We start from the raw sequence: 26,036 nt of genomic DNA on the forward strand, positions 1-26,036 counted from the left end.
TCCCCTCCACATTATTATCATGAATTTCGCAATCTGTGATATTTGAAACAGAATCTTTCTAAAGGACATGCTAGAATTATGTGTATACAAATGATGTATACATTATCAAAAAAGGAAGATATAATGATGCCGAAGAAAGTCCTAAGAAGTCAATCAGCACATTATCCGTTTCAAGTTTTGTTGAACAAAACCAAGGTGTTAACAAGAGAAGGCAGAGGGACGGTCGTTGACAAGCAGACCGAGTGGATTTACGTAAAACTCGATAAAAATGGAACGGTTATTAAAACAAGCATTTATTTAACCGAGCTTATAGAAACCGCCTAACCGGTTCGGATTGGAGAGAAACCTTGTGGACACAGGGTTTCTCTCTTTAATGAGGTCTAAACCCGGGGAAAGACGACCGTATATACCGTCCCCTTCCCCAGCTCGCTTCTCAATTCGATTTTTCCGTTCATCTTTCTAATAATCCCGAAGGAAACCATCGTCCCGAGCCCCGTTCCCTTCTCCTTCGTCGAAAAGTACGGTGTTCCCAGCCGGCGCACCTGCTCCTCCGTCATCCCTACTCCGGAATCACTGACAATTATGGAGACGTGATTCTCCTGGCTTTTTACCGTAAATGCCAAGAGTCCTCCATTCACCATGGCTTCGATTGCATTTTTCCCGATATTGATGAACGCCTGTCTGAATTTATACTTGTCCCCCAATATGTAGAGAGCTTCGTCCTGGCCCACGTTTCCGTCAATCTGAATGTTGTAGTAGTTGGCATAAGTAAGAAGTACGTTCGATAAATAACGCACTTCCTCATTGACATTGATCTTTTCAATCACTTCCGGGTCAGGCTTAGCCAAGGACAAATAATCGGTAATGATGACTTGGGCCCGGTCCAATTCCTCCAGACACAGCTTTTGATAGTACTGCTTCTTCTCTTGGTCCAGGCTTGCCGAGCCCAGCAGTTGAATAAATCCCCTCACTGTGGTCAACGGGTTTCGTATTTCGTGAGCTACGGAAGCCGCCATATCGCTTACAATTTTCACCTTTTCGCTATTAACGACTTCTTCCTGCATATAAAAATAGTTGTTCAAAAACTCGATTAAGTACACGCACAAGCCGGCAATAAGCCCCTGCAGCAGATACGTTTCCAGCTTCGTTATCGGCTCAATCCACAGCAGCTCTAAATGATCAGTCAAAGCAAGATATAGCGTAAAGGTCGTCAGCTTAATGAAACTGCACAGCCATACAGCACTCCACACCTTCTGATGGAGCTTATAAGTCGGGTACTTTTTGATGTAGTACAAAAGAATCAGAAAGCTTGGCGCCAGCGAGATCGCATAGATAAAGTTGTTGGGGTAACCCATAATCAGGCGATATCCCATCAGTGTGATATATAAGAAGGCCGACACCGCGTTCCCGCCATAAAACGACCCCAAGGTTAAAGGTATCGAACGAAAATCAAATAGCAGCCCATCCAGATGAGTAGGGAAAGACATGGTCACGATCAGTGCGCAGGCAAATAGGGTATAGATCAAGAAGCGGTACAACAAAGGCCTTTTTTTGGTTTTGTAGATATAGGGGTAAAGCACGAATGGAGAAAAGATAAAAAATAAATTTAGCAAATAATCTTTAAAATAGATCAACATACATTCTCCCGATTCTTCGTTTGGCCTAGTTCATCAAATTCCATTACGACCCCAAAATAGAACCCTTCTTCTTGCTATTGGAAGGATTCTATCTGTTCTCTGTCTGCTGGAGCCATTTTGCGTATTTTTTGGGAGCAGTCCGGACATAGGCTTCGGCTATCAGCTCTTCGATCTCTTTCCAATCCGCTCTGGCAAGGTCAATAATCGTGACCCACCCGTGATGCCCGATATATCGGGTTTTCGCGTAGTTCGTATCCTCTAGCTGAAGGAGAAACTCCTGGGTATCTCTATCCGCCTTGATCGACATGGAGACGGCTTCCCCTTCACCCAGCATGACAAACGGTTTATCGCTGACGCGAAACGAGGTATGACCGAATTGATCGATCTTCTCCGTCACCTCGGGGAAAGCCTGGCAGAACCTCCTGATTCGCTCAACCAGCTTCAAGCCTTCTTTTGATGCTATAGGTTTGTGGAAGGTCATACCGTGCACCTCCTTGCAGCCTCCAAGCATTGTTCAATCTGTTGCATGTGATGGTTGTCATGAGGAACGAAACCTATAAGGTACTCATATACAGTGAACCCATTGCCATCCCGATCGACGTATGGAACATGATAGTCTTCTTCCGTCAACTGGCCTATACGATCCACAATTCGCTGCCGATATTCCATTGCAAGTCTGACTATGTCCTCTTTGCCATGTTGGTGGCTGAAGATTACGGCCTGCTTATTGAACTCGTCGAAATCCAGATGCCTAAGAGGCAAGGAAGCTCCTGTACCCAGATGCCGAATAGCCTGCTCGTAGAAATATTGATCCCATAGCAGGATATGGGCGATAATTTGTTGGACCGTCCATTTGCCTTCTTGCAGCGGCCTGTCCCACAACTCATTTCCGTAACGGGCTAGCGCTTCTACATAGGGAATGAACTCTGCAAATTGCTTCAATAATTGGATGGGGCTCGGCTTCATTAGTACCTCCTGACATCGTTTTCTGGGAGTATCCCAATGGGTTTAATAGCATTCCAGGCTATGGTCTTCGATAAGCTCGATAGTTTTGCGCCTGCTCACATATTCCCGGATATGACTTTTGATATTGGGATACAACACAATAGAATCCAGACTCGGTATAGGAACCCACTTCACAGCAGTTTGATGCAGGTCCGGCCGGTCCGGTAATCTCGGGATCTCATCCTCCTTTAAAAAGCATTCAAAAATGACAGACAAGGTGTGCGGTGCGTTCGGATAATCGCCGGATTGCTTATGCGGAGCCATTTCATATACGAAGGCTATCGGGCCAACCTCTACAGCAGCGCAGGTTTCTTCCTGCACTTCTCTCGCTGCACCCTCCACCAAAGTCTCTCCCGGCTCGGCCCCTCCTCCCGGCAAATTGTAATGAACGCCGTCACTGTCTTTATATTCGACCATTAAAATACAGTTGGACTGTATGATTAATGCACTGGGCCTTACGCGAATATGGTAGGTCATCTAATCATCTCCTCGCTGATGACAAAATGAATGCACGGCGTTAAGGAAGGATCCAGGGCTCATCCTTCGCTCCCCCATTCCGTTTAGCTTACTATCGATACCTCCTGTTCATGTGCAATCGCCTGAGTATATGCTGTGTTTAAGCCCCTTGACCGGATCATGTCCTTGGAGACATGCTTGACAGGAATGCTCGTCTGAAACTCTTTCTTGAATAGGAACGGCGTCATCTTGATTTCCTTCTCATTGACCCACTCTGCGATCATTCGGGGGTTGCCTTTTGGAAGCAGCGGCTCGGAACGCTTAAAGCCGTCACGGTACCAGGGATGCTCTTGCTCCTTCGGCGAGCCCGGACGATTCAAGCAAATATATAACGACAAGTCGTCGCACAGCTGCAGAAGCTGGAAATGCCTGCTTACGACCTCTTGTGAAAGCTTAAGCTTCCTATGCAAGCGCTCCTGCCTGTCGGCCTCTCTGCTGCAAAAAGCAATGCAATCCGGATGCGAAGAGCTCCGTATGTGCTGGAATGAAGCATAATGCAGGCTGCAAAGCAAAGCGGCGTACTCGTTTCTTTGTTCCACTTCATCGATTCCTAACGTATACAGAACAAGCTTGGGCAGCATAGGGTAATCGTTAAAGGAGAACGGCACCTGGTCCCGGTCGTTCCAGATTGGCGTATGATCCAGACGGATCCATCCCCGGTCATGCTCTTGAATAGCCAGTAATACATCCGGAATACAGCCGGCCTCTAGAAACAAATCGTCACATAATTGAGCAGCAAGGTGCCCGGACAAGCAAGCATGGTCATGCTGCGTGATCATCACAAATTCCCGATCCGTTTCACGTATGATCATATGATTCCTCCCTGTTCCTGTACGCGGGCAAGAAACGGCTCCAAGAGCTGTTCCGCCATTGCAATTAGGTCCATCCGTAAGCCAGGCCCTTCTATTGCGTTAATCATTTGAGCCGCGGTACGAAAGCTCATAATGACATAGCCTGTTTTTTCAAAGCCTTCCGGCATTCGGTGAAAGCTTCCGACTCTGGTTAGAAAAAATACGGTATACGTATCCGTCTCTTCCCAATACCAGCAGGCGAAGGGATACCGCTCACCGGCTAACACGATCCCCGCCTCCTCCATAGCCTCTCTATGTAAACCCTCTTCTATTGTTTCATTACCCTCGAGTCTTCCGCCGATAGTCGTTAAAGTCTGTTCCTCTTGATCCCATACCATGACCATGTCGCCGTTAGCCAGCACCGGTATGCAGTGAACCCCGGCGATCCGTTTGTCAGTGGGAAGCTCCGTAATCCGTGTAAGCAAGGGGGTGCCTCCTTTGCTGTTGGCTAGAAATTCCAACCCCCTATATGCTACCACAAAATGACATATTGTTGCAGTAAATTCTTTCCTTTCCATCCAATAGGCCTATACTCATGAAAAAACCCCACAAAGTGGGGCTATGGCTTCAAAACTGCCTCCTCTACTTGGCCATGAGACTCGAAATCCATAAAGTCTAGTAAAAAAGACCTGTATCCAATGGACATCCAACTTCTGTCATATTAGCCTCTTGTGAACCGTAAAATAAATAGACAAGTATGGTACCACGGTATTCCTGGCCTTATCCGAACAAAGCATTGCAAGCAATCACGAGCAGAACAACACCGCTTATCAGCGTACCCATTTGACCCAAATGGAAAGAACCGATGCGAACCATTGAAGCTTTCCGCCCGATGGCAGTCCCGGCCCATACGGTAATAAAGCTGCCGATGGCTGCCGTTACAGCTATAGCGAGTGGCGACAAACCGAGGAGCCCCGCCCCCAAACCGTTCGTAACCGCGTTGGCCGATAACGCCAAACCGAGTACAACCGCTTCCAGATACCCGATCTCACCCGATCGATCAAGATCCGCTTTCTCCGGATTTTTTAGCAGCTCCTTTAAAGAATCGCCATTTGATAAGGGCTCGGCCGGCGATTCCGATAGTTGCTTCTTGCGCGGTAACGCCAGCAGTACGATGCGAATGCCGATAATGATCAATACAAAGGCTCCGACAAGTGTAGGGAAGATGCCGGGCAAAATCCTGGATATCCACTGGCCGCCCACAATCCCCGCTTCGCTCAATATAAAGCAAATGGCAGCCATGATGAGGTTAGAGACAAGACCGATTCGAATCCCGCGAATTCCATAGGAGATCCCGACTCCCAAATTATCCAGACTTGATGATAAAGCAAATCCGAGAATAAATAACCATGCCATACGATTCCACTCCTCTTCTCTGTTTACTTCATCGTATTGAGATTGTTGAGGAAAAGTGCCTGTCCTTCGCAACATTTGTTGAGAAAAATCAACACTGGAGTCGAAATGGCTTTGCCGGAAAGGAGAAACCTAATGAACGCAAATCAACAGGGCCCGTATGTCGGTGAAATATTAAAAGCGCTGCTGAAAGAAAGATCCTTGTCCATGCGGAAATTGAGTGCTCTTACCGGAATTGATACCGCCATTATTTCACGCATCATTAACGGCAAGCAAAAAGCGAAGATGGACCACCTCCATCTGTTTGCCGTACATCTGGGCATCCCTTCCGAACGGCTTTTTCAAGCCGCAGGACTCGAAACGGTCTCCCCATCCGCTGCGGATAATTCGGAGCTTCATGCCTCCGTCGATAGTATTAAAGAGGTGCTGTTAAGCTACAATTTGTTTGATTCCAAGTTCACCACCGAGCAGGTACGCAAGGAGCTTACCAAGTATGAGCAATATGCGTTGACGGAGGAAGGACGGCGCATCATCATTGAGGATTTTCAGGCGAAGGTCGACAGCGTGAACAGCGCCGGTCCTTTTATCGATGAGCTTAGGCAAATGTACGAGCTCTTTGGCAAGGAAGACCTGTCAACAGAAAAAAGAGCGATCCTGGGGAGCGCTCTGCTTTACTTTATCTTATCTACGGATATAATCCCTGATTACGTGTTCCCGATCGGCTATCTGGATGATGCCATTGCCGTTCAGATCGTATTGGAACGGCTGTCCCAACAGGATACCAAGACCTGACCTGACCCGATCCGTTCAGCATTCCTGCAACTATAAAAGGACGGCTAGCTTCTCTTCCTTCCAGTAAGCAGCAGCATAACGAAGGAAATAAGGATCATCATCCCGGTCCAGGCCCAGGCCAGATGCATATTCCCGGAATCCACGGCTACATAGATGGCGGTCGGAATCGTTTGGGTTTTACCGGGAATATTGCCTGCTATCATCAGCGTTGCTCCGAACTCCCCCAGTGCGCGCGCGAAACCAAGTATAAAAGCAGTGATGAGAGAATGAGCAGCCAGGGGTAGCGTAACATACCGGAACAGCTGCCACTCATTCGCCCCCATGGATCGGCCGGCATCCTCCAAGCTTTGATCTATCGATGCAAAACCGACCTTCATCGTCTGATATACCAGAGGAAAAGCAACGACGACCGAGGCAATAACGGCAGCCCACCATGTAAATATGATCGGCGCCGTAAAGATCCACTCGATCAGGCGCCCCAGCCCGCTTTTTCTTCCAAGCAGCACGAGCAGCAGGAAGCCGACCACCGTCGGGGGCAGCACAAGCGGAAGCATGAAAGCCGTCTCCACGAGAATTTTTCCCCTGAACGATCTCCTTGACATCCAATATGCCAACCCTACCCCAACGATAGTTACCGCCACACTGGACAATAGCGCTACTTGCAGCGATAATTGGACTGGTGACCAGAACGATATTCCGTTCATCAGGAGCCTTTAGGCGCGGAGAAGCCGTATTTGACGAACACATCCAGCGCTTCCTTCGACTGCAAATAATCGTATACTTCCGCCGCTTCCTTGCCGTGCTTTGTCGCCTTCACGATCCCGATGGGGTATTCCACAGGCGTATACCAGGACGGATTAACGGAGAAGGCCACCCGGACTTTCTTCGATGTCAGGGCATCCGTTTTATAAACGAAGCCTGCATCGGAATTCCCGGTCTCTACATACTGAAGCACCTGACGGACATCCTTGCCTTGTACGGTCTTCGGCTGGAGGGTCTCCCACAGCTTCGCATGGGTCAGCGCTTCCTTGGCATAGTTCCCTGCCGGAACGCTTTCCGGGATGCCGATAGCAATGCTCTTCACGGTCGAAAGGGTCAAATCCTCTTCCTTGCCGATCGATGCATTAGCATCAGCCGGAACGACTACAACAAGCTCGTTCGTCAGCAGGTTCTTTTGTTTATCTTTATCGATCAGCTGCTTATCTACCAGCGCCTGCATGTTTTTGGTCGCGGCCGAGAGAAACAAGTCCGCCGGCGCTCCTTGTTCTATCTGCTGCTGCAGCGAGCCGGAGGCTCCGAAGTTGAAGTTCAGCTTCACATTGCTATGCATGGCTTCGTAAGATGCTTGAAGCTCCTTCAATGCATCGGTTAAGCTGGCGGCGGCTGAAATGGTCAGCTCTACCTTGGCGGCCGGGGCCGGGCTTGAGGCTGCTAGTGATGGGTTTGAGTCGCTGGAGCCTGCACCCGCTTGCGGCTGTGTGCCGCATCCGGAGAATAGGACGGCCAGCCCTACAAGCAGGGACATGGCCAAGCATTTTTTGCGATATGTAAACATTTCATTCTCCTTTGTTATAATTAGATATAATTAGTTATAATTAAATATAATTAGATCTATTATAGCGACACCACCATACAAAAGTAAATCCTAATTTATATCGTCCGGGAGGATTGTCATGACCAGCGAGATGTCCTACACGACAGAAGAAATCGCCAAGCTATTAAAAATATCCAAGCTCACGGTCTATGATCTTATTAAAAAAGGGGAGCTCCCCTCCTATAGGGTAGGCAAGCAAATGCGGGTAGACGCCGAGGATTTGAACCGTTACAAGCAAAGAGCCAAGCAAGTCCAGGCCATTGAGCATACTGTTGCCATCAATCAGCCCGCTGCGTCAGCCCCTGTGCGTTCCGGCTTGGAAGCTCGTTCCGTTGTGATCACAGGCCAGGATATCAGCCTCGATTTGCTGGCGAAGCATATGGAGAAGCAGCTTCCCGGCATCCGCCCCCTTCGTTCCTATGTCGGCAGCCTTGATAGCCTGATCGCTATGTACCGCGGCGAATCCGACATCGTGAGCACCCACCTGCTGGACGGAGACACGGGAGAATACAACCTCCCCTATATCCGGAAGCTGCTCGTAGGATTTTCCTACACGGTGGTCAACATGCTGTCCCGAAAGGCCGGTCTTTATGTGCAGAAGGGGAATCCGCTAAAGATCAAGAGCTGGCCCGATTTGAGCCGGCCGGGCTTGCGTTTGGTCAACCGGGAAATAGGCTCGGGAGCCCGCGTGCTGCTGGATGAGCAGCTGCGTCTTCACGGGATTCGCCCCGAGCAGCTGGATGGGTACGAGAGAGAAGAGACGAACCATATGGCAGTTGCGGGTAAAGTCGCCTCCGGCGAAGCCGATGTGGGCGTCGGTATTGAGAAGGCTGCGGCTATCGTCGGTCAAGTCGATTTTATCCCATTGATTGAGGAACGCTACGATCTTGTCATGCTTCGTAAGCCGGAAAATCAGATATGGATAGACACGGTCATTCGTATATTGCAATCGGAATCCTTCCAAAATGAGCTTCGAGCGATCCAAGGCTACGATTTATCGCTGACCGGCCAACGGTTATACGAAGGCTAGCGCTTCGTAAATAGCAAAAAGCCGTATTTTCCTCTCCATTAGCGGGAAAGAAACACGGCTTTTTTTAAACAAAAGGATAAAGGCTTTATATGGAACGGCACTCTCGCAGCAGCTCCACATATTTCTGTACATGAAGAACGTAGGGGTTGTTCCCGTTTTCGATGCTTTGCCGGACGGACTCCAGTTCTTGCACCGCCATTTCATAGTCTTCCGTCCCAATGGTGCCGTTATCAAGAGCCTCTTGCAGCTCTTCTTCATCCAGTATATGATAGCTTCCTCCAGGCAGCAAAACCAAATCCAAATAAAGATCATGAATGACAGGTACTCCTTCGTCGTTCAGCTCCATGTGCTTGATGATATCGAAATACCATTGAAGCACTTGATCTTGAGTATCCAGCATGACGGTGATGCTATGATGACGGTTCGCCGGAAACAGCATCAGCCAGGTATAGCCATCAGCAGCGATACAGATTCTTTCTTCAGCATACTGGACAAAAAGAGGCTCCCGTACCTTATCCAAGCACAGAAAGCTTACATATCCCTCGAACACATCGTCGTTCACATTCCGCTGATAATATCTTTTTTGCACAATTCTGCTCCAGTGCGGACGGTTCGCAATCTTTTGCTTCATAGGTGGCTTAAGGACCTCCGAATGATTTTGAGCAAACGGTAGTGCTCCGACCCAATTCCTTGCTCCAGCCGGAAGATCGCCGCAAGCGGGATCCACGGAATAACCTCCTCCTTAGAGAGGGGCAGCTCTTTTAGGTAGGATTGGGTATAGGATTTGTACAGCGATGCTCTTGCCAGATGGAACTGCCCGGCATTCGGAATATGATCGGGAAGCTCGGCTATTTTCAGCATGAGGGCGCTTAAGACGAAATCTGCGGCCCGATGTCCACTTTTGGCATTAATCCAATCAATAACGTAGGCTCCTTGCGCCGTAAGCAGCACATTATCCGGATGAAAATCCCCGTGGCATACCTCCTGAGAGTCGGGCAGCTGCTCCAGCAGCCGAAGCGCCTTATCTTTCAAGCCGGAATCCAGCTTCACGGCCCTTATTTTCTTCTCATAAGCTTCTTTCTGTGAAGGAAGATGTTCCTTGCGGCATCGGTGAACCCTCGCGTGCAGCCGGGCACTTATCTCCCCTATCCATGCGGCTTTGGAGTGGTCCTCCAAGAGCACGTGCAGCAATGTCAGTCCTTCAAGCAGCTCATATACTATCCCGCCTCTGCCATTCACTTGTACGGTTGCATATGCCTTAGCCATCGGCAATTCAGAATCCTGAATCGTGGACGCCATTTTAAATTCATGTTCAATAACATTGAGCGGCGTATGAGCAAAAAACAGCTTCACGACCTGACCTTCCCCGTACCTGTATACCTCTGCTTCCCTACCTTGGCCGAGCTTCGCTCCCAGCTCCATTCCAGCTCCCCCTTTTTACCAGTTGGCCTTACGTCCGAAGCAGCTTACGTTCCCCGTTCTTCAAGTCCTCAAATAACGGCCGCTGTACAGTGCTTACCTCCTCTAGCTCCACTTCCGACAAATGCTTAAATTCCAGCACTAAAGATTCGTGATGACAATCTCGAAACAGGAGCGTGGTTCCGTCGGCTGCAAGCTTCTTCTCCCAGTCTGCTCCCGCTTCAAATATAAACATGACGAAGACGACTTCGTTGCCGTCCGGATACCGGTACTGCATTCTCGGACCGCTATAGACTGCGTAGAGCTCGCAATCATCAACGATAAGTCCCGTTTCTTCATAAACTTCTCTTCTCATCGTCTCTTCGACGGATTCCCCGGCCTCCATCCCGCCTCCGGGAAGCCCCCAATGGCCGTAGTCCGATCTTTTTTGCATCAGGATTCTGCCATCCCGGTCCTTTATGACAGCTCCGCCAGTTACGATAATGCACATTGCTCTTCCTCTCCCTTAGAAACCTAGGCTGAAGCTACCCATGGAGTTCCAACCGATTCCTGTTGTTTTTCCAATAATGATACCCAGAGTAAACTGTCAGCACTGCCGCCGCATACATCAGGATCTGATCGATTTCTATTCCGCCGAACCAGAAGGCCAGCTCTTGATTCAGGATGACAGCCGTAACGGCTGCAACCTGCGCAGCGAGCTTGATTTTGCCCCAATGATCCGCTGCTAGCGCTATCTTTTTGCGAGCAGCGACGATCCGTATCGCTGTTATCAGCATCTCGCGAGCGATCACAATAGCGGCTATCCAGGAAGGAAGCTTATGGCTCTCGACCAAAACAATCAAGGCTGCGCTAATCAGCAGCTTATCCGCCAGCGGGTCAAGCAGCATGCCCAGTCGAGTAACCTGATTGCAGGTTCTTGCTACGTATCCGTCCAACCGATCAGTCACCGCTGCAAGCAGGAATATTCCTGCTGCAATGATTTCCCCATAAGGCTCCATAGCCTTATTCGGATAGGGATAAAGAAACAGTACGACTAATGGAATCATGCAAATCCGGACTAACGTAATTTTGTTGGCCAGATTCATGACAGGCCTCCCCTACGGATTGGATTTCACCAGTTCTGCTAGCTGCGGCGCCCCAGGACGTCTTGAATATAACTCATCGTGTTCTCGGTCAGATACTCGTGAGCTAGCTCGATTCTTTGAGTCTGTAAAAACATTTTGACCAAAGTGCTGCTCGTATTCAAATGCTGGGTCGTCGGCGTCAAATAGACCGTTTCGGCAAAGCACGCTTTTTGATTGTACTGCTCCAGTTTGATTTCATAGTCCAGATCTGTAGAACCTCTAATCCCTCTGATGATGACATCTATGTGGTTCTCTTTGATGTAATCGGCAATAATGCCGGCATAATGGACGACACGAACCGCCTGATCGAGATGAAGCGTGGATAACCTAGCAATCTGGTATCGTTCCTCCGGTGAAAACATCGCCGTCTTGGATTTGTTGATGGCTATGACCACATCGATTTGATCGAACAGCCTTGTAGCCCGCTCCAAAATATTCAAGTGCCCCAGCGTAAACGGGTCGAACGATCCAGGGTAAATGGCTTTCATACATTTTCCTCTCTTTCCGGAAACATAGAACAATAGGTTTGTTATGCCCACCCGATTTGGAAGTAATCCCCATTCCTCTATACTAGCCGAACAGATCCCTGTTTGTAAAATGGGTGCTATCTTGCTGTCGAAAGACCGACCTCCTTTGAATTTATTGCAGCTTCTCCCTTTCTGGTTCTAACTCGCCGGAATACAAAATCCCCCACAAAGCGGATATCCAGGGACTTTGCAGGGAATACCTTTACAAAATTCTATAAAATATCAAGAAAACCGGTACGAGACTGCTGTTCGTACCGGCTTCATTCATCTGTTCTTATGTAGATAATAGCAGCTTCAGCTTTTCTCCGCCCGTTACCGCGAAGCCCTCCCTTTGATAAAAGGCAAGACTTCTCACGAATGCAGGCAAAGGAGGCGTGCTTACTTCCAATCTTGTCCATCCCATAGCATTGGCATAAGCGACGGCTGCAGCCATCAACTGCCTGCCCACTCCTTGAGATCGATATTCACTGCAAATATACAGCTCCTGAATGATGCCGAAGGAACCGTTGGCGTACCCCTTTCCCCTGTCTTATCCCCCGAAATAGCTAAATGCATGTTCAGGCATCCACCGTTATTCTTGAGTTATCTCGTCGAATTTCCCCTGCTCCAGCTGTTCCTTGATCAATTCCAGGGTTTTCAGGCTGCCTAACAAATAGTGCTGCTTTTCCTTCGTATCTACAACGCTGACCGGCGTATCCTTGATCTGTTGAATTTTTTCTTCCAGCCATAAAATCATTATCTCTTTTTTCATGCCTTTTCCTCCGCTTACTGTTCATTAACTCGTTAACTACCCAATCTATTTTAACATGAAATTACTAGTTTGCGCTTCATACCAATCATCCGGGCAAAAGGACATTATTTTCGCAGGGACGAATATAGATTTAACGCTTTGAGTACGATCTCCGTACTCATACCGGTCCGCTCATGAATTTTTGCAGCCCACTCCTCGTTGGTACCCAGCTGAGGCTCCTTGGTTAAGCCCTCGCTGCTGCTTATGAAGCTGCTCCAGCTATCAAATTCCCAGTGAATGACTTCGCGGGATGCTGGCAGTCTCATCTCGACTAACGGATGTCTTAACAAAGACTGGGAATAACACGCTGCCGCCATCCATTCATCGTCCCCTATCGGGGTTAAATCAAACGATTGAAAGCTTACTTTTCCATTGGGCCGAATATAGGAAAAGCGGACCCCGGAGTTCGTTGCTTCTACCTTTACTTTCCCCCCGGTAACGAAGCCCGCGAGCTCTGCTTGGCAAAAATCCTCATTATCCGGGTCAATCAACACAGGTTCGATCCATTGATCTCCCAGATCACAAAAATATCGATATCCTTGATGATTTACGGCCACCACCGCAACATGAGCCTTCGGCGTACACAGGCCATGGCCCACTCCATAGGCCTCCAGTCCCTCGGCCTTACATTTATGAATAAGCCACGCAGCAAGATCGAAGCAATTACCCGATAATCCATACTGCTGGCGATGCTCCTCCATGACCTCTACGGTTCTCTGCCTGCCGCCGTTTGAAACCGAAGCAATCCAAGCTTTCGATAATGTTTCCATAGGAAACGCATCGAATTGCTTCCATATATCTAGCACGTCTTGAGTAGCTCTCATAGCACCCTCCTGAGAGAGATGTTTTTACCACATTGTACCATATTTTACATAGTGGTGTATGTGCAGTGGGAACATACATAGAAAAAACAGATGCCCGCGGCACCTGTTTACCTATAAAGTATCGAATTCAACAAGCATGGAACCAATGCCTTGCAGCCGAAAGTCGGGATGCACCGCCAATGGAGCCAGGATCACAGCCTGAAGCACGTTATCTTTCACCATAATAGATTGAGGGGTGAATAATACATGCCCCACCACACGTCCCCTGCTTTCTGCAACGATCGATAACTCCGGGTCATATGTTCTGCGATTTCGGAGCAGGCTTGTCAAGGTGCTCTCCCCGATACCGAATCCATAGGTGAAGCTATGGGCATGCAGCTCGGCAATGGACCCATAATCGTCCGGTGTTTCCGTCCGCAGCATGATCTCCATGGGTTGATTCCCCCCTTATTAACACTGGACAGTACTGCACAACCATAGGAGTCTTATTCTGTATCAAGCTTGGGCGGCTTCCTGGAGTTGCTCAGCTGCTCGAACGCATAAGCCAGCTTGATAAGAACAGGTTCGGTAAAAGCTGTTCCGACGAACATAATGCCGTAGGGTCTCCCGTCCTTCAAATATCCTGCCGGTACGGCAAGGGAAGGATATCCGGCTTTGGCGGCAATCGTATCCCCTAACGTCTCAGGAAATAAAAGAGCGTCAAGATGATGCTCCCGCATCGTTCGGTCTATGCCTTCCGTTCGAGATAACCGGATATCGTTCAGCCGATCTCTAATATATTGGGGCTCCTTCAGAGAACCGGAAGTTTTCTCCGAGGCAATGAGAATTTTTTGACCGTATTTCAAGGCTTGCTCCGCATGGGCTTCATTAAAGGCTATAAGCTCTTTCAGAGAATGCACGGGAAGATGCGGGGGGAGCTTGCCTAAATAAGCGTTAATGTCCGCTTTGAAATCATGCAGGAACACGCTGGATCGAAACCGGGAAAGCTCCTCCGCCGAGTGAATATTGGCCGGGTCAATCAATTGCGCGCCCGCTTCCTCCAATTGAAGAAGGATCTGGGCAAAAAGCTGCCTTTCCTCTTCCGTCATATCCTCATGAAACCCTTGACGCGGTACACCGATACGAGCTCCTTTCAGCCCGTTTTTATCGAGGAATAAGGTATAGTCAGTGACTCTGGCTCCCAGTGAACAACGTGTTACCGGATCCTGCGGATCCATTCCGCACAGCACGCCAAGAAGAATGGCCGCATCCTCAACGGTACGGGCAAGCGGACCTGCCGTATCCTGGCTGTGTGATAGCGGAATAATCCCGCTGCGGCTAACCAGCCCCAACGTAGGCTTGATGCCGACGACGGAGTTCTGCACTGCCGGACTGATGATGGATCCTGATGTTTCCGTACCTACAGCTACGGTCGTCAAATTGGCGGCCACGGCTGCGGCAGAGCCGGTACTTGAGCCCCCGGCAAATAAGTTCCTCCCATAAGGATTTAGAACTTGCCCTCCTCTGGAGCTATAACCGGCGATCATCCCTTCGGTCATGAAGTTGGCCCACTCCGTCATATTCGCTTTGCCCAGAATGATGGCCCCCGCTTCCCTGAGCCGGGAGACGATAAACGCATCTTCGTCGGCATAATGATCCGCGAGCGCTATAGAACCGGCGCTAGTATGCATTTTATCCCCTGTCTGGATATTATCTTTCACTAGCACCGGAACCCCATGCAGCGGCCCGCGGACTTGGCCTGCACGCTTCTCGGCATCAGCTGCTTCCGCCGCATGCAGCGCATCCGGATTCAGCTCTAATACGGCGTTGATACACGGGCCTTGCTGGTCATAGGCGGCTATCCGTTCCATGTACTGCTGTACGAGCTCAAAAGACGAGCATTCCCCCCGCTCCATTGCCTTCTGAAGCCTGGCTATTGTCACTTCTTCAACGTTTAACACAGGAAGACCTCCTTTTTCTCAACACCTCATTTATTTCTAAATGGTATCATACACCTTCTAATTTCACTTGGGAAAGAATGACTGTAATGGAATAAATCCTGTCTCTTACAAAAAGAAAAAAGCTTGATTGCTCAAGCTTTTCAATTCCGCATCGTAATAAGCCAGCCTATATCTGTATTACGTGGATAGACCGTTCCTTCAGCTGTTCAAGCATCGTCGGGTCTGTTTTCCCGTCCGTAATGACATAGTGGATGTCATCCCAAGCAGCGACTTGAGCCAGAGACTGCTGCCCGAATTTGCTGTAATCAGCCAATACGAAGGTTCTATCGGCGATACCGATCATTTTCTGCTTAATCAGTGCCTGAAGCTCGTTAAACTCACTAAGTCCCCGTTGAAGATGGAGACCTTTGCAGGAAATGAACGCTTTATCCACATAGTACGTGCTTAACGAACGTTCTGCGAGCGGACCGACATAAGAGAGCGATCTGGAAGAAAGCAGGCCGCCGGTAGATATGACCTTGATTCGTTCCTTCGCGCTTAATTCCATTGCGACTTTGATTGAATTCGTCAATACGGTTAAAGTGACGTCCGGCAGCAGCTGCGCCATATACCAGGCCGTTGAGCTGGCGTCCAGAATAATCCGGTCATGCTCGTTGACATGACGAACCGCCTCTTGGGCGATTCGACGCTTTTCCTCCGCATTCGTCGTCTCCCGCTCCATATATGGAGTCTCCGATTGTGAGGAAGGAATGCTGATCGCCCCGCCATGACTGCGCAGCAGCTTGCCCTCGCTTTCGAGCTTATCCAAATCCCGGCGGATCGTTTCTTCCGTCACTTCACAAATTGCACTGAGCTCCGATACACGGATACTTCCTCTTTCGTTGACGAGCTGTACGATTTTTTGCCATCTTTGGGCAACCAACATCCTAATCCCTCATTCGTTTCTATAATTAGTCAAACCACAATAACGCTTGCTGCTTCCAAGCTTCCAGTTCCTGACCTTGGCAGGCAGCGCTATCCCGGTTTGTATCTATAGTTTGTAGATATTTTGCAACTGATCCCAGCGCCATATATTGTACAACAAGATGGACGTTTGCACTAGCAGTCCTCTCCAACTCAGCCGATATCACAGGTTTTTGTCTTACGCATTCCCGCCCTCTGCAACAAATCAAAAAAACCATGCAACCACAACTCGTTGTGACATGCATGGATTTTAGAAATATTCAGTTTTTTTGTTCTAGTATTGAATTTGTTATGAATTCTTATGACTAGCAGTATAGCGGATACTTACCTGCGTTCCGGGTTCCAACCGTCTGCTCCGCCCAAAATATTACTTACCGTATAAACTGCCGCCTCTTCAGGAGTCAGCTGTCTTGACCAGGGCACTCTCGCCTCCGGATTCGCCCCGTCCCCGCGGCTCGCATATTCATAATACTGGCTTGTTGCTTCCCGCTCAGGGTCGTTCCAGTTGTGCCAGCCTTCCGGTTTGACCGACGCATCCATCTCCGTTCGGATCCAGGCCACATGGGCAAAGGGTCTCCAAGGCCTGCCTAGGTATACATCCGTCATCCCTTCATCCGCGGTTACCTTGCAATCCAAAAATACATACCCGTACAGCTGCTGCTCCGGAGTAGACGCCGCTGTCAAATAGCTGCCTTTTCGCTTGCTATGGATCTCGCATCGTTGGAACGCCGCACAGGCCGGACCGAAAATAAAGTCAACGTCCCCTTCAATACGGCATTCGTCATAATACTGCCTGCTTTCCCCGGTGTATAGCGTATCCTGAAAGCCGAGCATCGTGACATGGCGAAACACAGCCCGATCACCGGTTACAAACACCGCAACCGCCTGCCCTGTTCCCTGGCCCGACGCATTGCGGATCGTTAACTGCTCCGCCGTGAAATCGTCTCCATGAAAATATGTGCTGGAGCTTCGGAACGTTCCGAGCGGCTCTCCATCCTCACCTAACGTTTTGGCATTATCGGAATAAGTCAAAATAACGCCTTCGCGTGATTCCCCGATCAAATGCAAATTGCGTTTTTCCTTCGGGACGATAAGCTTCTCCTCATACACTCCGTTTTTTATGTAAATGGTGATTGTTTGGTCGCTTCCATCCGGGGAAGCATCCACAGCCGCCTGTACAGTACGGAAATCACCGCCGCCTTGCTGATCTACTATCCATTTCATTGCCCGCATGCTCCCTTGTATAATAGGTTTAAGATCCCTTGCGCTAATTGCACTACATCAATCGCTGAACCTTGTTCTCCCCGGTCCGGCCCCGACGCATTCAACGCTTCACAACGCATCCATGTTACCATAAGCAGTCCCGCGTTTCTTTACTGATTTATGCTTCATTTGGAAGCAATTTCAGTTTTTTTGTCATTCGTGCCGGTATTTCCGGTTCACTTAAATAAGCCGACAATTCGCCCTAAAGCGACCTGCCGGCTCAGCCTTACCATTTGTTATTCTCTCAATCGATTCGGGTTGAAAGTGTCACCGGGAGCCTGCCGGGCATATGGACAACAACTTGATCCGAACCCTCATCATATTCAGCAAATGCCGATGGCTCTCCGCCATCTCCAGAGGCATGAAATACAGCTACGAATACGGTATCCTTCACGAGCTTCCTTCTCCGTATCAAAGTGCTTCTCCTGCCGACGGACGGCATCGCGATGGATTCCGCCAAATACAGCTCCTCCCCTTGCTGCGCACCCAGCGCTATCAGGGACAATCGTTCATCCGGAGACTCATTATTCCACTTCCACTTCATCGTCCATTGGCTTTCATCCCAACATCCAGTTCTAGGATTGCTAAAATATTGATATCCGTCCTCCGAACCAAGGACATCTCCGGCAGTCTCTTTCCAGCGCAGGTCCATTAGGGCATCCTGGTCTATGACAGGCAACCCTTGGGTATGAATAATCCAATCGATATCCTTCTCTTCCTTGCACTGAACCCGGAAAACATCCAGCAGAATATCATCCTTCATCATGATTTTACGTTTCAAAACGGTATCGGGATAGGCGCCGCTAACTTCCATAACTGCCTCCATGACTCCATCGTCATGGGTTCTCATCGCCCGTATGCAGCCTTCCGCCTCTGCCTGGGACCGGCCGCCGACGACAACGGTATTGTGGGCTGCCGTCTGTTTGAAATAATCGAAGTGGATCGGGTTGCCGTACGGCAGCATGCCAGCATCGGTCAACCACGGATGTCCGCCTGCAAAGTAAAGCAAATTCAGCTTGTCCTGATGACCATGCCAGCCGCCATGCTCTCCATAATCAATCATTGCGAGGCGTCCTTTTTTCAGGGAGTCCCCCTGCTGTTTAAGAAATAGCATCCCCGCTTTCTTAAGATGCACGAATCCGTCGTGATGTATCGTAGTGCTACTATGGCCACTGACAGGTTGGGATGGCGTTTCCTCCTCAAAACCAAAGAGAAGGCTGTAGAGTGAATCTCTGTCCCCGCTTCTTCGAACAACCTCATGGCCTATGCCGATATAACGCGCCGCGAACTCGAATAGATGCGCATACTTCCTTATATTAACCTCTGCCGAGTCATGAATCGGGGGCAGCGTCCCGTCAGGAAACATACATTCCAACGGAGCGCGATACATGGACTGAAAGCGCGGATCCTGATAGAGATGCAAATCAAAGCTTTCCGCCGCAAGGACGATCAAGGTCTGGGCCTCTAAGGTATAGAAATGATATCCCCAAGCGCCTTCATACCAAAAGCCGTCTTCTCCCAGGCTGTTAGCCATTTGAAAATAAAATCCGTTGGACGGATCATCGAGAACCTGCTGCATCATCTCACGACGATTTAAGGCTGCAGCGACCAAAGCCTTGGACGCATTATGATAGGTCTGCCAGTTCGATATGCCTGCCGGGTTATTCGCAATGACATCCAAGGCAGGAAGCAGCAGGCCGCGGGTGATATGGTTGATTTCGTCCAAGGTGAACACATCCTGCAGCTTCAATATGTGAAAGCCCTGCGCAAGCAGACAAAGCCAGCTCGCCTCAGATAAGGTCTGGCACATCACCTTGCCGGATGTATGGCTGGCCCCGCCATGCCGGTCATGCAGCGGATATTGCTGATAATTGTCAGCATAAAACAGCAGCACCCGCTTAGCCCAATCGGCCCAGCGAATATCTCCATCTATTCCGAACAATACAGCCGCATTGCGGCATGTCTTGCTGTAATTCCAATGCTCGTTCGCCGTAGCTACCTCGTCCCAGGGCGAACCGCTCCATACGCTTCCGCAGGTCGGGCAGCGATGGTGATGCCGGTCGATCAGAATCAATCGGTCTCCGTCGGCAGGACAGTTATAGTCATGGCTCCAGCCGCCACCAAGCAGCGGAATGTCGAAGGGTTGAGCCAGCATCTCCTCCGGCTGGCGGCGAAACTGCTCATAAATGCGCTGAACCTCTGGATAACGCTTACATTTCTCTCGTATCTGTTCAAAATAACCCTTGCTCCACATACAAATTCCCCCTGTCCCATCGTTATGCCTAAGATTGCTTCCTGTTCAGGTTACCAAAATTCAGTGCGGGAAAGTTACGGTCTGTTGGGCAAAAATGTCGTTATTTTACGCATCCTATCGAATGCCGTAACCGGGAGTTAAAATTTACAAAAAAATTCGTCGAATTCAACATATTGTTTTTTACATTCGTATATTTTATAATCACTTGTACGTCTTATTACGGAGTGACGAAAGTGACATTAATAGAAGATTATCAACTAGTAGAACAACCCTTACATAGATTACCGGATGATCCGTTTCCATATCCCGATTTTACCGGAGACCAGCCTATGATGAGCCCCACGTTACAGCGCATTCTAGACTACTTGTGCCCTTGCCCCGCCTTCATTGCTGACCGGCGATGCAACATTATCGGCTGGAACAAAGCGGCCAGCGCAGTGACTAGCAGTATAGGTCCGATCGGCAGCGAAGAAAGAAACATTGTCTGGCTTTCATTCATGAGGCAGGAGATGCGCGAGCTTGTCGTAAATTGGGAGGATTTCGCCAAGGACTTCCTGACCATCTTCCGCAATTATTATGGGCAATATTCAGGTGATCCATGGTATGCCGACTTTACCGAGCTATGCGGACGTGTCAGTCCACAATTCAGCCAGCTTTGGCAGCATGGCGATTTACCTACAACTGCTCCTGTTACCGTACGAGAGCTGAACCATCCGGAAGCCGGCAATATGAGATTTGAGATCACTTCTTTTCAAGTATACGCCCATGCTGATTTGCGCTGCTGCGTGTATACCCCGCTTCCGGAATCGGAAACCGAATCCAAGATGAGATGGCTGATGAAAGACATCTCCTAGATATCAGCATACAATATCTTGATCCCGGGCAAACCTTTTGATCTGTACGGGAACCCCCTGTTTACTGCTTTCAATAGACGCGAACAACAATATCATAGAGTGGAGATTCGATTCGATATCGGTCTCCATTTTTTGTCCGCCTCGAACCCAGTGAAGGAAGGCATCCAGCAAATAATCGTTCCCCCACTTGGGGTTCATCTTCAACTCTGCCGCCGTTCCCAAAGGGTTAGCCTTCAGACGATTGTCCTCTTCCCTGAATATTTCGATTTGCCCTCGATTCAGCACGATGGTAGCCTTTTCGAATTCAGCGCGAATGTACTCCTTTTCCCAGCTGTTCTGTGGTGAAGCATTGCACCAGGCCGTTTCATAGGAGGCACGGACGGAGTTTTCAAATCGCATCGTCAGCAAGGCCTGAGCGCTTCCCGTATAGTTCCCCCATCGGGGTGTCCAAGAATCCATATAAACGCTTTCACAATGAGCTCCAGCCAAGTTTTCCAGCAAGTCCAATTGGTGAATTGCACCCTCGATGAGCATCGTATCCTGCATCTTGGCTTGTCTCTCTTTCAGGCCGTCCCTCCTGTGCCAGTTAAAATTCATGACGATGTAGTCCAGTGCACCATAGTCTCCGGAACGAACCAGCTCGCGAAACGTCCAGATCGGCTGGCGGAATCGATGGGTCATGGTTACTCCCATTTTTCGATTCAGCCTGCGGGCGGCTTCCACCATTCGCATGCAAGAATCTAACGTATCCGATATCGGCTTCTCGCTCAATACGTCACAACCCGCTTCCATGGCCGATATCGCTATCTGTTCGTGGGTATGCGGCGGGGAAGCTATGATGCAGATTTGCGGCTGCGTCTCTTCCAAGGCTAGCTTCACATCCGTAAAGCACTGGCTTTCGTTTAACCCAAGCTGCTGCCCGGCCGTCTTTAAGCTATCCGGATTCACATCGACTGCAGCCACAACCTCAACCAGACCTTCCTGAATGGCCTTGGGGAGCGTTTGTGTACACCAGGTTTTGCCCCAGCCTCCGGTTCCGACTATCATCGTTCTAATTGGCAAGCTCATCCTTCTCATCCCTCTTTAGTATTAATAGATCGGCACATCAAGTTATCCCCGGCCCCTACATCTGCTCGCCGGACTTGACTGCTTCCCTCTATTATCTGGGGCTCCCAAGCTCGAATCCATGTCTTCAGGTTTTGAATACATGGAATAATGTCGGAACTTCCGAAGGATTGCTCAGCCTTCCGTGGGTTTCAACAAGCGGCCGCTATCGCTTTTCCACCCATTTGAACCATTCGGGGTACATTCTGTTCCACCTCGGAACGCTCAAAAAAAGACCGCCCTTGCTGCCGATAAATCGGTGCAGCCACAAGGCGGTCTTCATTCATCATAAAAAGCATTGTACAACAGCAATCGTCATCAGCCGGCGCTTTCCTTGCCTTCCTCCCGGTTCCACAAGTGACGAAGCTCCTCGCTCGTCTGAAGCAGCTCCTCAAGCGATCCTTCCGCCTCGATGCGGCCCTCCTTGAGAACTATGATATGATCGGCATGCGACAATGCCGTCTTGCGATGGGAGATGACAAGGCAAGTAGCTTGCCCTTGTCGCTGCTCGTAAATACGCTCCCAGAGCTTCCGCTCCGTCTCGACGTCCAGGGCACTCGACAAATCGTCGAACACGAGCAGCTCCGCGTCACGAACGAACATCCTGGCCGCCGCCGTCCGCTGAGCCTGCCCGCCCGACAGCTTAACTCCACGAGGCCCTATGACCGTCTCCAGCCCATGCTGAAGGTGCTCGATATCAGGGTCGAGAACGGCAGAATGGATCGCCTCCTGCAGCTGCCGTTCGTTCCGCTTTGTTCCAAGCAAAATATTATTTCTCAGCGTGTCGCTGTATAACCGCGGAACCTGAGGCGTATACGCGCTGTGCGGCGGTACGAAAAATTCCCCCAAATGATCGACAGGCTTCTGATTCCACCTCACCGTCCCCTCCTCCTTAGGCAGCAGCCCAAGCAGCGTTCGGACCAAGGTGGTCTTACCCGAACCGATTCTGCCGGTAATAACGGTGAACGAACCACGGGGGATTCGGAACGAGATATCCTCGATACCTCTGCCGGTTTCCGGGTACCGGTAGGTCAGTCCCCGAACCTCCAGCTCCGCAAGCCCGTCTTCACCAGACAAGGCCTGCTGCTCCCCAGCAGGCTCCTTCAGCTCGGATCGCAGATAGAGCGGATGATGCTCCACTGCAGCACTAATATCGGAGCTTTGAAGCAGATGCTCCAACCGCTGCTTCGCTACCGTACTTTGTTTGAAATAGGTCAGGAACTTCCCGAAATTTTGAATAAACTGGGTGACGAACGTCAAGTAATAGACGAACAAGGCAAAATCCCCGACCGTAAAGCTCCCCTCACGCATCGATTGAGCGGCCAATAGCAGAATGAAGCCCGTTCCGATATTGACCGTATTGGAGAATACGGAGTCCAGCACCTGGTTCAGCAGCTTATCCTTCAGCATAGCTTGCCGCCGGTGATCGTTCAGCTGGCGGAACCGCTGAATCACCCTCTCCTCCGCACCTGCAACTTGAATGGATTGGACAGTGCTGAACATTTCGCTGATGGCACCTGTAACCTGGCTTGTCGCTTCGCGGCTCGCGGCCCTGTACTTTTGCAGCAGGGTAGTCGAGAGCTGAGCGATGGTAACCACGATAACCAAAGGGAGAAACACCCATAAGGTCATCCCCGGATTAATTCCATACAAGATATAGAAGGAAACGACCGCAAAGCAGGTCATTCCGAAAGCATCGACCGACCAGCTAATGGTCTCCTCTATTTGATCCACATCATCCCGGAAGCTGCTGATGGCTTCTCCCGGTGAGCATGGAATCGCTTTGGCCCCGGGCTCCATCAGAATACGCTTCAACATATTTCGGCGCAGCAGGGCGCCGATGCGGAACCTGAACTGTACGTCCGTAATAAAGCCGAAGAGGATCAGAACCCCTTTACCGACTGCAGAAGCAATCAGCAGGACAATCAACGTTCCAATGCTGAAGCCGTATACTGCTCCCCCTGATAACGTATCGAAGAACTGCTTCGTAATCCAGCCTGGAACGATGGGAGCCAAATAGATCAAAGACCAGGCTACAGCGTTAATCGTGTATAAGAACGGGCGGTACTTCATCAACCGCCATAGGAAAGTAAATGTGGTCATGCCAGCATCTCCTCCATTCCGACCTGCAGCATTTGACTGTATCGGGAACGATGGTCAGCCGCAAGACGTACTCTGTCCCCGAACTCTATTACCCTTCCTTGCTCAAGAATGAGGATTTGATCTGCCCTTTGGATCGTCGCCAACCGATGAGCGATGATAATGCAAGTCCGGTGGACCAGCAGCCGGCTGATCGCCTGCTCGATTTTTTGCTCTGTTGCCGGATCCAGCCGGGACGAGGCTTCGTCTAGAATAATAAGCCCCGGATCGGTCAGAAATACCCGGGCAAAGGAGAGAAGCTGCGCCTCTCCCGCAGACAATCCGCCTCCTCCTGATTCCAGCTGACTGTCAAGGCCGGATGGCAGCGAAGCAAACCATTCCTTCAAGCCCAGTTCCTCCAGCACCTCGATAATACGCCGATCCTCTATGTCCTCACGAAAGAAGGTAAGATTATCGCGAACCGTCCCCTGAAATATTTCAATGTTCTGCGTAACCATGCCGACCTTGCTCCGAAGATCGCGCAGAGTGGCGTCCCGGATGTCCACTTGTTCGAGAGAAATTCCCCCTTCACGAACGTCGTAAAAGCGCAGCAGCAGTCTTGCCAGCGTCGTTTTGCCGCTTCCTGTGCGGCCGAGCACCCCGAGCACTTTACCTCGCCCCAGCTGAAAGTCGATATGATGAAGTGTCGTCGTATGGTCTTCATAACCGAATACGACGCGGTCAAACTTCACGGACAACGGACCTGACGGCAGAGGCAGACCGATTCCGTCCCGAATGGCGGGTACGGTAGCCAACAGCTCGCGTATGCGAATAATGCTTGCGTCGGCTTTTTGCAAATCCTCCATTTGGGTTCTGATCTTCTCGATCGGCTTGCTCATCAATTCCGTATAATAGAAGATCATATATACTGTTCCAAGCGTGATGGCTCCCTGCTTCCAAAAATAAGCGCTAAGAGCGAAGGCAATCGCATTGCCGATCGTGAAGATAACCAGCGTCGTTATCCACATACTGGCCCAGCCCAGGAAAGCCCGAATCCGAATCGGAAGCCACTCACGAATGAGTGTATGAAACCGATACATGACATACCCCGTAGCTCCGTTCGCTCTCGTATCTTCCGTCCCCTCCAAATGCTCCCCAAGAAAGCCGTAAAAGCGGGAGCTCATTTGACGCAAGGCTCCCCAATGCGGTACAGCGAACTTTCGTATGTATTGAATGGCGTAAATAGCCAGGATGACAAACAGCGTCATTCCCGTGCCGATAACCCAGCCCTCCCGGAACAACAGCACCAGCATGCCGACGACAAGCAGCAGATTGCTCAGCAGCGTCACGACAAAATTGGAAAAGAAGTTAGCCAGATTGTTGATATCTCCGTCCACCCTCTCAATGATGGCTCCTGAAGTATGCGACTTATGAAACGACATATCCAGCTTCATGCAGTGCTCGGCAACATCTCCGCGAAGCTTGTTGGTCGCAATCCAGCCGATATTTTCGCCGATATACGTTGCTATGACGGTAATGACCTGCTGCAGCAGCGAAACCCCGATAAAGAGCCCTGCAGCATATAAAAGCGTGGCAGTGCTTTCCTGCGTTTTGGCCGTATCGATAAAATAACGGATAATTTGCGGGTTCACCAGCTGCATGATAATACTGCCGATCAGCAGCACGGACAGCCATACGATACTCCCGCGCTGCTCGCGCAAATAGCTCGATAATAAAAGAGCATACTCCTTAATAGGTATTTTTTGTTTGGTTATTTTTTGTTTCATCCCTATGCCTCCTAGAATTGCGACTACCTTAACAGTCAGTCGGAATCGTTCCTAAAACCGGCCATCTGTATTTCAAATTCGCACCCGCGTAAAAGTGGATTGGTTCACCTGTCGAACACGCATGTCGGTGTTGTTGAGATGCGATCTAGCCTATCACAAATTGGAAAAAAAGCGTATGGATGTAACTTTAGTAGATCGAGTGCGGAACGTCAACGGATTTTTCAAATAAAATCAAGAAATCTGCCCACGGAATGACAAAATGTTTTGGTACCGCTTTCTAAAAATGGTTTTACCCTCCTGAACCCCATGCTATAATAGGAGCAGTTAAGT

General features: G+C 49.8%; 29 protein-coding genes. 4 read left to right on the forward strand and 25 right to left on the reverse strand.

Going from position 1 to position 26,036, the window contains the following annotated elements; all coding sequences use genetic code 11:
• Positions 1 to 123: 123 nt before the first annotated feature.
• Complete coding sequence (locus GGC63_RS13775) at positions 124 to 324, forward strand: hypothetical protein (RefSeq protein WP_144027821.1); 201 nt, start codon at positions 124 to 126, stop codon at positions 322 to 324.
• A gap of 56 nt (positions 325 to 380) precedes the next feature.
• Here GGC63_RS13775 and GGC63_RS13780 read toward each other — a convergent pair whose 3' ends face one another.
• The 7 genes from GGC63_RS13780 to ytaF form a co-directional block, all read right to left on the reverse strand.
• Positions 381 to 1,637 carry a sensor histidine kinase gene (locus GGC63_RS13780; protein WP_192702805.1) on the reverse strand — a complete coding sequence of 419 codons (1,257 nt, stop codon included), beginning with the start codon at positions 1,635 to 1,637 and terminating at the stop codon, positions 381 to 383.
• A gap of 88 nt (positions 1,638 to 1,725) precedes the next feature.
• Complete coding sequence (locus tag GGC63_RS13785; RefSeq protein WP_192702806.1) at positions 1,726 to 2,118, reverse strand: MmcQ/YjbR family DNA-binding protein; 393 nt, start codon at positions 2,116 to 2,118, stop codon at positions 1,726 to 1,728.
• Positions 2,115 to 2,603, reverse strand: coding sequence for a DinB family protein (locus GGC63_RS13790; RefSeq protein WP_192702807.1), 489 nt, complete (start codon positions 2,601 to 2,603; stop codon positions 2,115 to 2,117). The genes GGC63_RS13785 and GGC63_RS13790 overlap by 4 nt, the downstream gene beginning before the upstream one ends.
• A gap of 42 nt (positions 2,604 to 2,645) precedes the next feature.
• Positions 2,646 to 3,119: an NUDIX domain-containing protein gene (locus GGC63_RS13795; protein ID WP_079910099.1), complete on the reverse strand. Its 474-nt coding sequence runs from the start codon at positions 3,117 to 3,119 to the stop codon at positions 2,646 to 2,648.
• A gap of 83 nt (positions 3,120 to 3,202) precedes the next feature.
• Positions 3,203 to 3,970 carry a DUF3891 family protein gene (locus tag GGC63_RS13800; protein WP_192702808.1) on the reverse strand — a complete coding sequence of 256 codons (768 nt, stop codon included), beginning with the start codon at positions 3,968 to 3,970 and terminating at the stop codon, positions 3,203 to 3,205.
• Positions 3,967 to 4,434 carry an NUDIX hydrolase gene (locus GGC63_RS13805; RefSeq protein ID WP_225948180.1) on the reverse strand — a complete coding sequence of 156 codons (468 nt, stop codon included), beginning with the start codon at positions 4,432 to 4,434 and terminating at the stop codon, positions 3,967 to 3,969. Before GGC63_RS13805 ends, GGC63_RS13800 begins: the two co-directional genes overlap by 4 nt.
• A 295-nt stretch (positions 4,435 to 4,729) precedes the next feature.
• Positions 4,730 to 5,365, reverse strand: coding sequence for a sporulation membrane protein YtaF (gene ytaF / locus GGC63_RS13810; RefSeq protein ID WP_412973863.1), 636 nt, complete (start codon positions 5,363 to 5,365; stop codon positions 4,730 to 4,732).
• Between the two features lie 132 nt (positions 5,366 to 5,497).
• Between ytaF and GGC63_RS13815 the strand changes: the two genes are divergently transcribed.
• Positions 5,498 to 6,154, forward strand: a complete 657-nt coding sequence (locus GGC63_RS13815; RefSeq protein ID WP_192702811.1) for a DUF1232 domain-containing protein — start codon at positions 5,498 to 5,500, stop codon at positions 6,152 to 6,154.
• A 44-nt stretch (positions 6,155 to 6,198) separates the two neighbouring features.
• Here the strand turns inward: GGC63_RS13815 and modB are convergent, their stop codons facing one another.
• The gene (gene modB / locus GGC63_RS13820; protein ID WP_192702812.1) at positions 6,199 to 6,858 is read right to left on the reverse strand and encodes a molybdate ABC transporter permease subunit; all 660 of its coding nucleotides are present in this window, start codon (positions 6,856 to 6,858) and stop codon (positions 6,199 to 6,201) included.
• Positions 6,858 to 7,709, reverse strand: a complete 852-nt coding sequence (gene modA / locus GGC63_RS13825; protein ID WP_192702813.1) for a molybdate ABC transporter substrate-binding protein — start codon at positions 7,707 to 7,709, stop codon at positions 6,858 to 6,860. Before modA ends, modB begins: the two co-directional genes overlap by 1 nt.
• A 118-nt stretch (positions 7,710 to 7,827) precedes the next feature.
• Between modA and GGC63_RS13830 the strand changes: the two genes are divergently transcribed.
• Positions 7,828 to 8,778 (forward strand): helix-turn-helix transcriptional regulator, encoded by a 951-nt coding sequence (locus GGC63_RS13830; protein ID WP_192702814.1) that lies wholly within the window; start codon positions 7,828 to 7,830, stop codon positions 8,776 to 8,778.
• A gap of 85 nt (positions 8,779 to 8,863) precedes the next feature.
• Here the strand turns inward: GGC63_RS13830 and GGC63_RS13835 are convergent, their stop codons facing one another.
• The 13 genes from GGC63_RS13835 to GGC63_RS13895 all read right to left on the reverse strand — a co-directional run bounded on the left by GGC63_RS13835 (position 8,864) and on the right by GGC63_RS13895 (position 19,882).
• Positions 8,864 to 9,409, reverse strand: coding sequence for a DUF402 domain-containing protein (locus tag GGC63_RS13835; RefSeq protein WP_192702815.1), 546 nt, complete (start codon positions 9,407 to 9,409; stop codon positions 8,864 to 8,866).
• Complete coding sequence (locus GGC63_RS13840) at positions 9,406 to 10,200, reverse strand: aminoglycoside phosphotransferase family protein (RefSeq protein WP_192702816.1); 795 nt, start codon at positions 10,198 to 10,200, stop codon at positions 9,406 to 9,408. Before GGC63_RS13840 ends, GGC63_RS13835 begins: the two co-directional genes overlap by 4 nt.
• Before the next feature lie 28 nt (positions 10,201 to 10,228).
• On the reverse strand, positions 10,229 to 10,687 hold the full coding sequence (locus tag GGC63_RS13845; protein WP_192702817.1) for an NUDIX domain-containing protein: 459 nt from the start codon (positions 10,685 to 10,687) through the stop codon (positions 10,229 to 10,231).
• Positions 10,688 to 10,721: 34 nt separating this feature from the next.
• Positions 10,722 to 11,282 (reverse strand): CDP-diacylglycerol--glycerol-3-phosphate 3-phosphatidyltransferase, encoded by a 561-nt coding sequence (gene pgsA, locus GGC63_RS13850; protein WP_192702818.1) that lies wholly within the window; start codon positions 11,280 to 11,282, stop codon positions 10,722 to 10,724.
• A gap of 38 nt (positions 11,283 to 11,320) precedes the next feature.
• Positions 11,321 to 11,809: a pantetheine-phosphate adenylyltransferase gene (gene coaD, locus GGC63_RS13855; protein WP_192702819.1), complete on the reverse strand. Its 489-nt coding sequence runs from the start codon at positions 11,807 to 11,809 to the stop codon at positions 11,321 to 11,323.
• 313 nt (positions 11,810 to 12,122) lie between these two features.
• Positions 12,123 to 12,341: a GNAT family N-acetyltransferase gene (locus GGC63_RS13860; protein WP_192702914.1), complete on the reverse strand. Its 219-nt coding sequence runs from the start codon at positions 12,339 to 12,341 to the stop codon at positions 12,123 to 12,125.
• Positions 12,342 to 12,419: 78 nt separating this feature from the next.
• Complete coding sequence (locus tag GGC63_RS13865; RefSeq protein WP_192702820.1) at positions 12,420 to 12,599, reverse strand: hypothetical protein; 180 nt, start codon at positions 12,597 to 12,599, stop codon at positions 12,420 to 12,422.
• 104 nt (positions 12,600 to 12,703) lie between these two features.
• Positions 12,704 to 13,462, reverse strand: coding sequence for a hypothetical protein (locus GGC63_RS13870; protein ID WP_192702821.1), 759 nt, complete (start codon positions 13,460 to 13,462; stop codon positions 12,704 to 12,706).
• Positions 13,463 to 13,573: 111 nt separating this feature from the next.
• Positions 13,574 to 13,894: a GNAT family N-acetyltransferase gene (locus tag GGC63_RS13875; RefSeq protein ID WP_192702822.1), complete on the reverse strand. Its 321-nt coding sequence runs from the start codon at positions 13,892 to 13,894 to the stop codon at positions 13,574 to 13,576.
• A 53-nt stretch (positions 13,895 to 13,947) separates the two neighbouring features.
• Entirely contained in the window at positions 13,948 to 15,402 is a 1,455-nt protein-coding gene (locus GGC63_RS13880; RefSeq protein WP_192702823.1) for an amidase, read from the reverse strand.
• 166 nt (positions 15,403 to 15,568) lie between these two features.
• Complete coding sequence (locus tag GGC63_RS13885) at positions 15,569 to 16,327, reverse strand: DeoR/GlpR family DNA-binding transcription regulator (protein ID WP_192702824.1); 759 nt, start codon at positions 16,325 to 16,327, stop codon at positions 15,569 to 15,571.
• A 362-nt stretch (positions 16,328 to 16,689) separates the two neighbouring features.
• The gene (locus GGC63_RS13890) at positions 16,690 to 17,589 is read right to left on the reverse strand and encodes a pectinesterase family protein (protein WP_192702825.1); all 900 of its coding nucleotides are present in this window, start codon (positions 17,587 to 17,589) and stop codon (positions 16,690 to 16,692) included.
• 283 nt (positions 17,590 to 17,872) lie between these two features.
• On the reverse strand, positions 17,873 to 19,882 hold the full coding sequence (locus GGC63_RS13895) for a heparinase II/III family protein (protein WP_192702826.1): 2,010 nt from the start codon (positions 19,880 to 19,882) through the stop codon (positions 17,873 to 17,875).
• 329 nt (positions 19,883 to 20,211) lie between these two features.
• On the opposite strand from GGC63_RS13895, the gene GGC63_RS13900 reads away from it, so the two are divergent.
• The gene (locus tag GGC63_RS13900; RefSeq protein ID WP_192702827.1) at positions 20,212 to 20,736 is read left to right on the forward strand and encodes a hypothetical protein; all 525 of its coding nucleotides are present in this window, start codon (positions 20,212 to 20,214) and stop codon (positions 20,734 to 20,736) included.
• Between the two features lie 3 nt (positions 20,737 to 20,739).
• Here GGC63_RS13900 and GGC63_RS13905 read toward each other — a convergent pair whose 3' ends face one another.
• The 3 genes from GGC63_RS13905 to GGC63_RS13915 form a co-directional block, all read right to left on the reverse strand.
• Positions 20,740 to 21,804 carry a Gfo/Idh/MocA family protein gene (locus GGC63_RS13905; protein WP_192702828.1) on the reverse strand — a complete coding sequence of 355 codons (1,065 nt, stop codon included), beginning with the start codon at positions 21,802 to 21,804 and terminating at the stop codon, positions 20,740 to 20,742.
• Positions 21,805 to 22,158: 354 nt separating this feature from the next.
• Positions 22,159 to 23,943: an ABC transporter ATP-binding protein gene (locus GGC63_RS13910; RefSeq protein WP_192702829.1), complete on the reverse strand. Its 1,785-nt coding sequence runs from the start codon at positions 23,941 to 23,943 to the stop codon at positions 22,159 to 22,161.
• Complete coding sequence (locus tag GGC63_RS13915) at positions 23,940 to 25,706, reverse strand: ABC transporter ATP-binding protein (RefSeq protein WP_192702830.1); 1,767 nt, start codon at positions 25,704 to 25,706, stop codon at positions 23,940 to 23,942. The genes GGC63_RS13910 and GGC63_RS13915 overlap by 4 nt, the downstream gene beginning before the upstream one ends.
• Positions 25,707 to 26,036 lie beyond the last annotated feature (330 nt).

The sequence above is a fragment of the Paenibacillus sp. OAS669 genome, assembly GCF_014873645.1.
Lineage (GTDB): Bacteria > Bacillota > Bacilli > Paenibacillales > NBRC-103111 > Paenibacillus_S > Paenibacillus_S vulneris.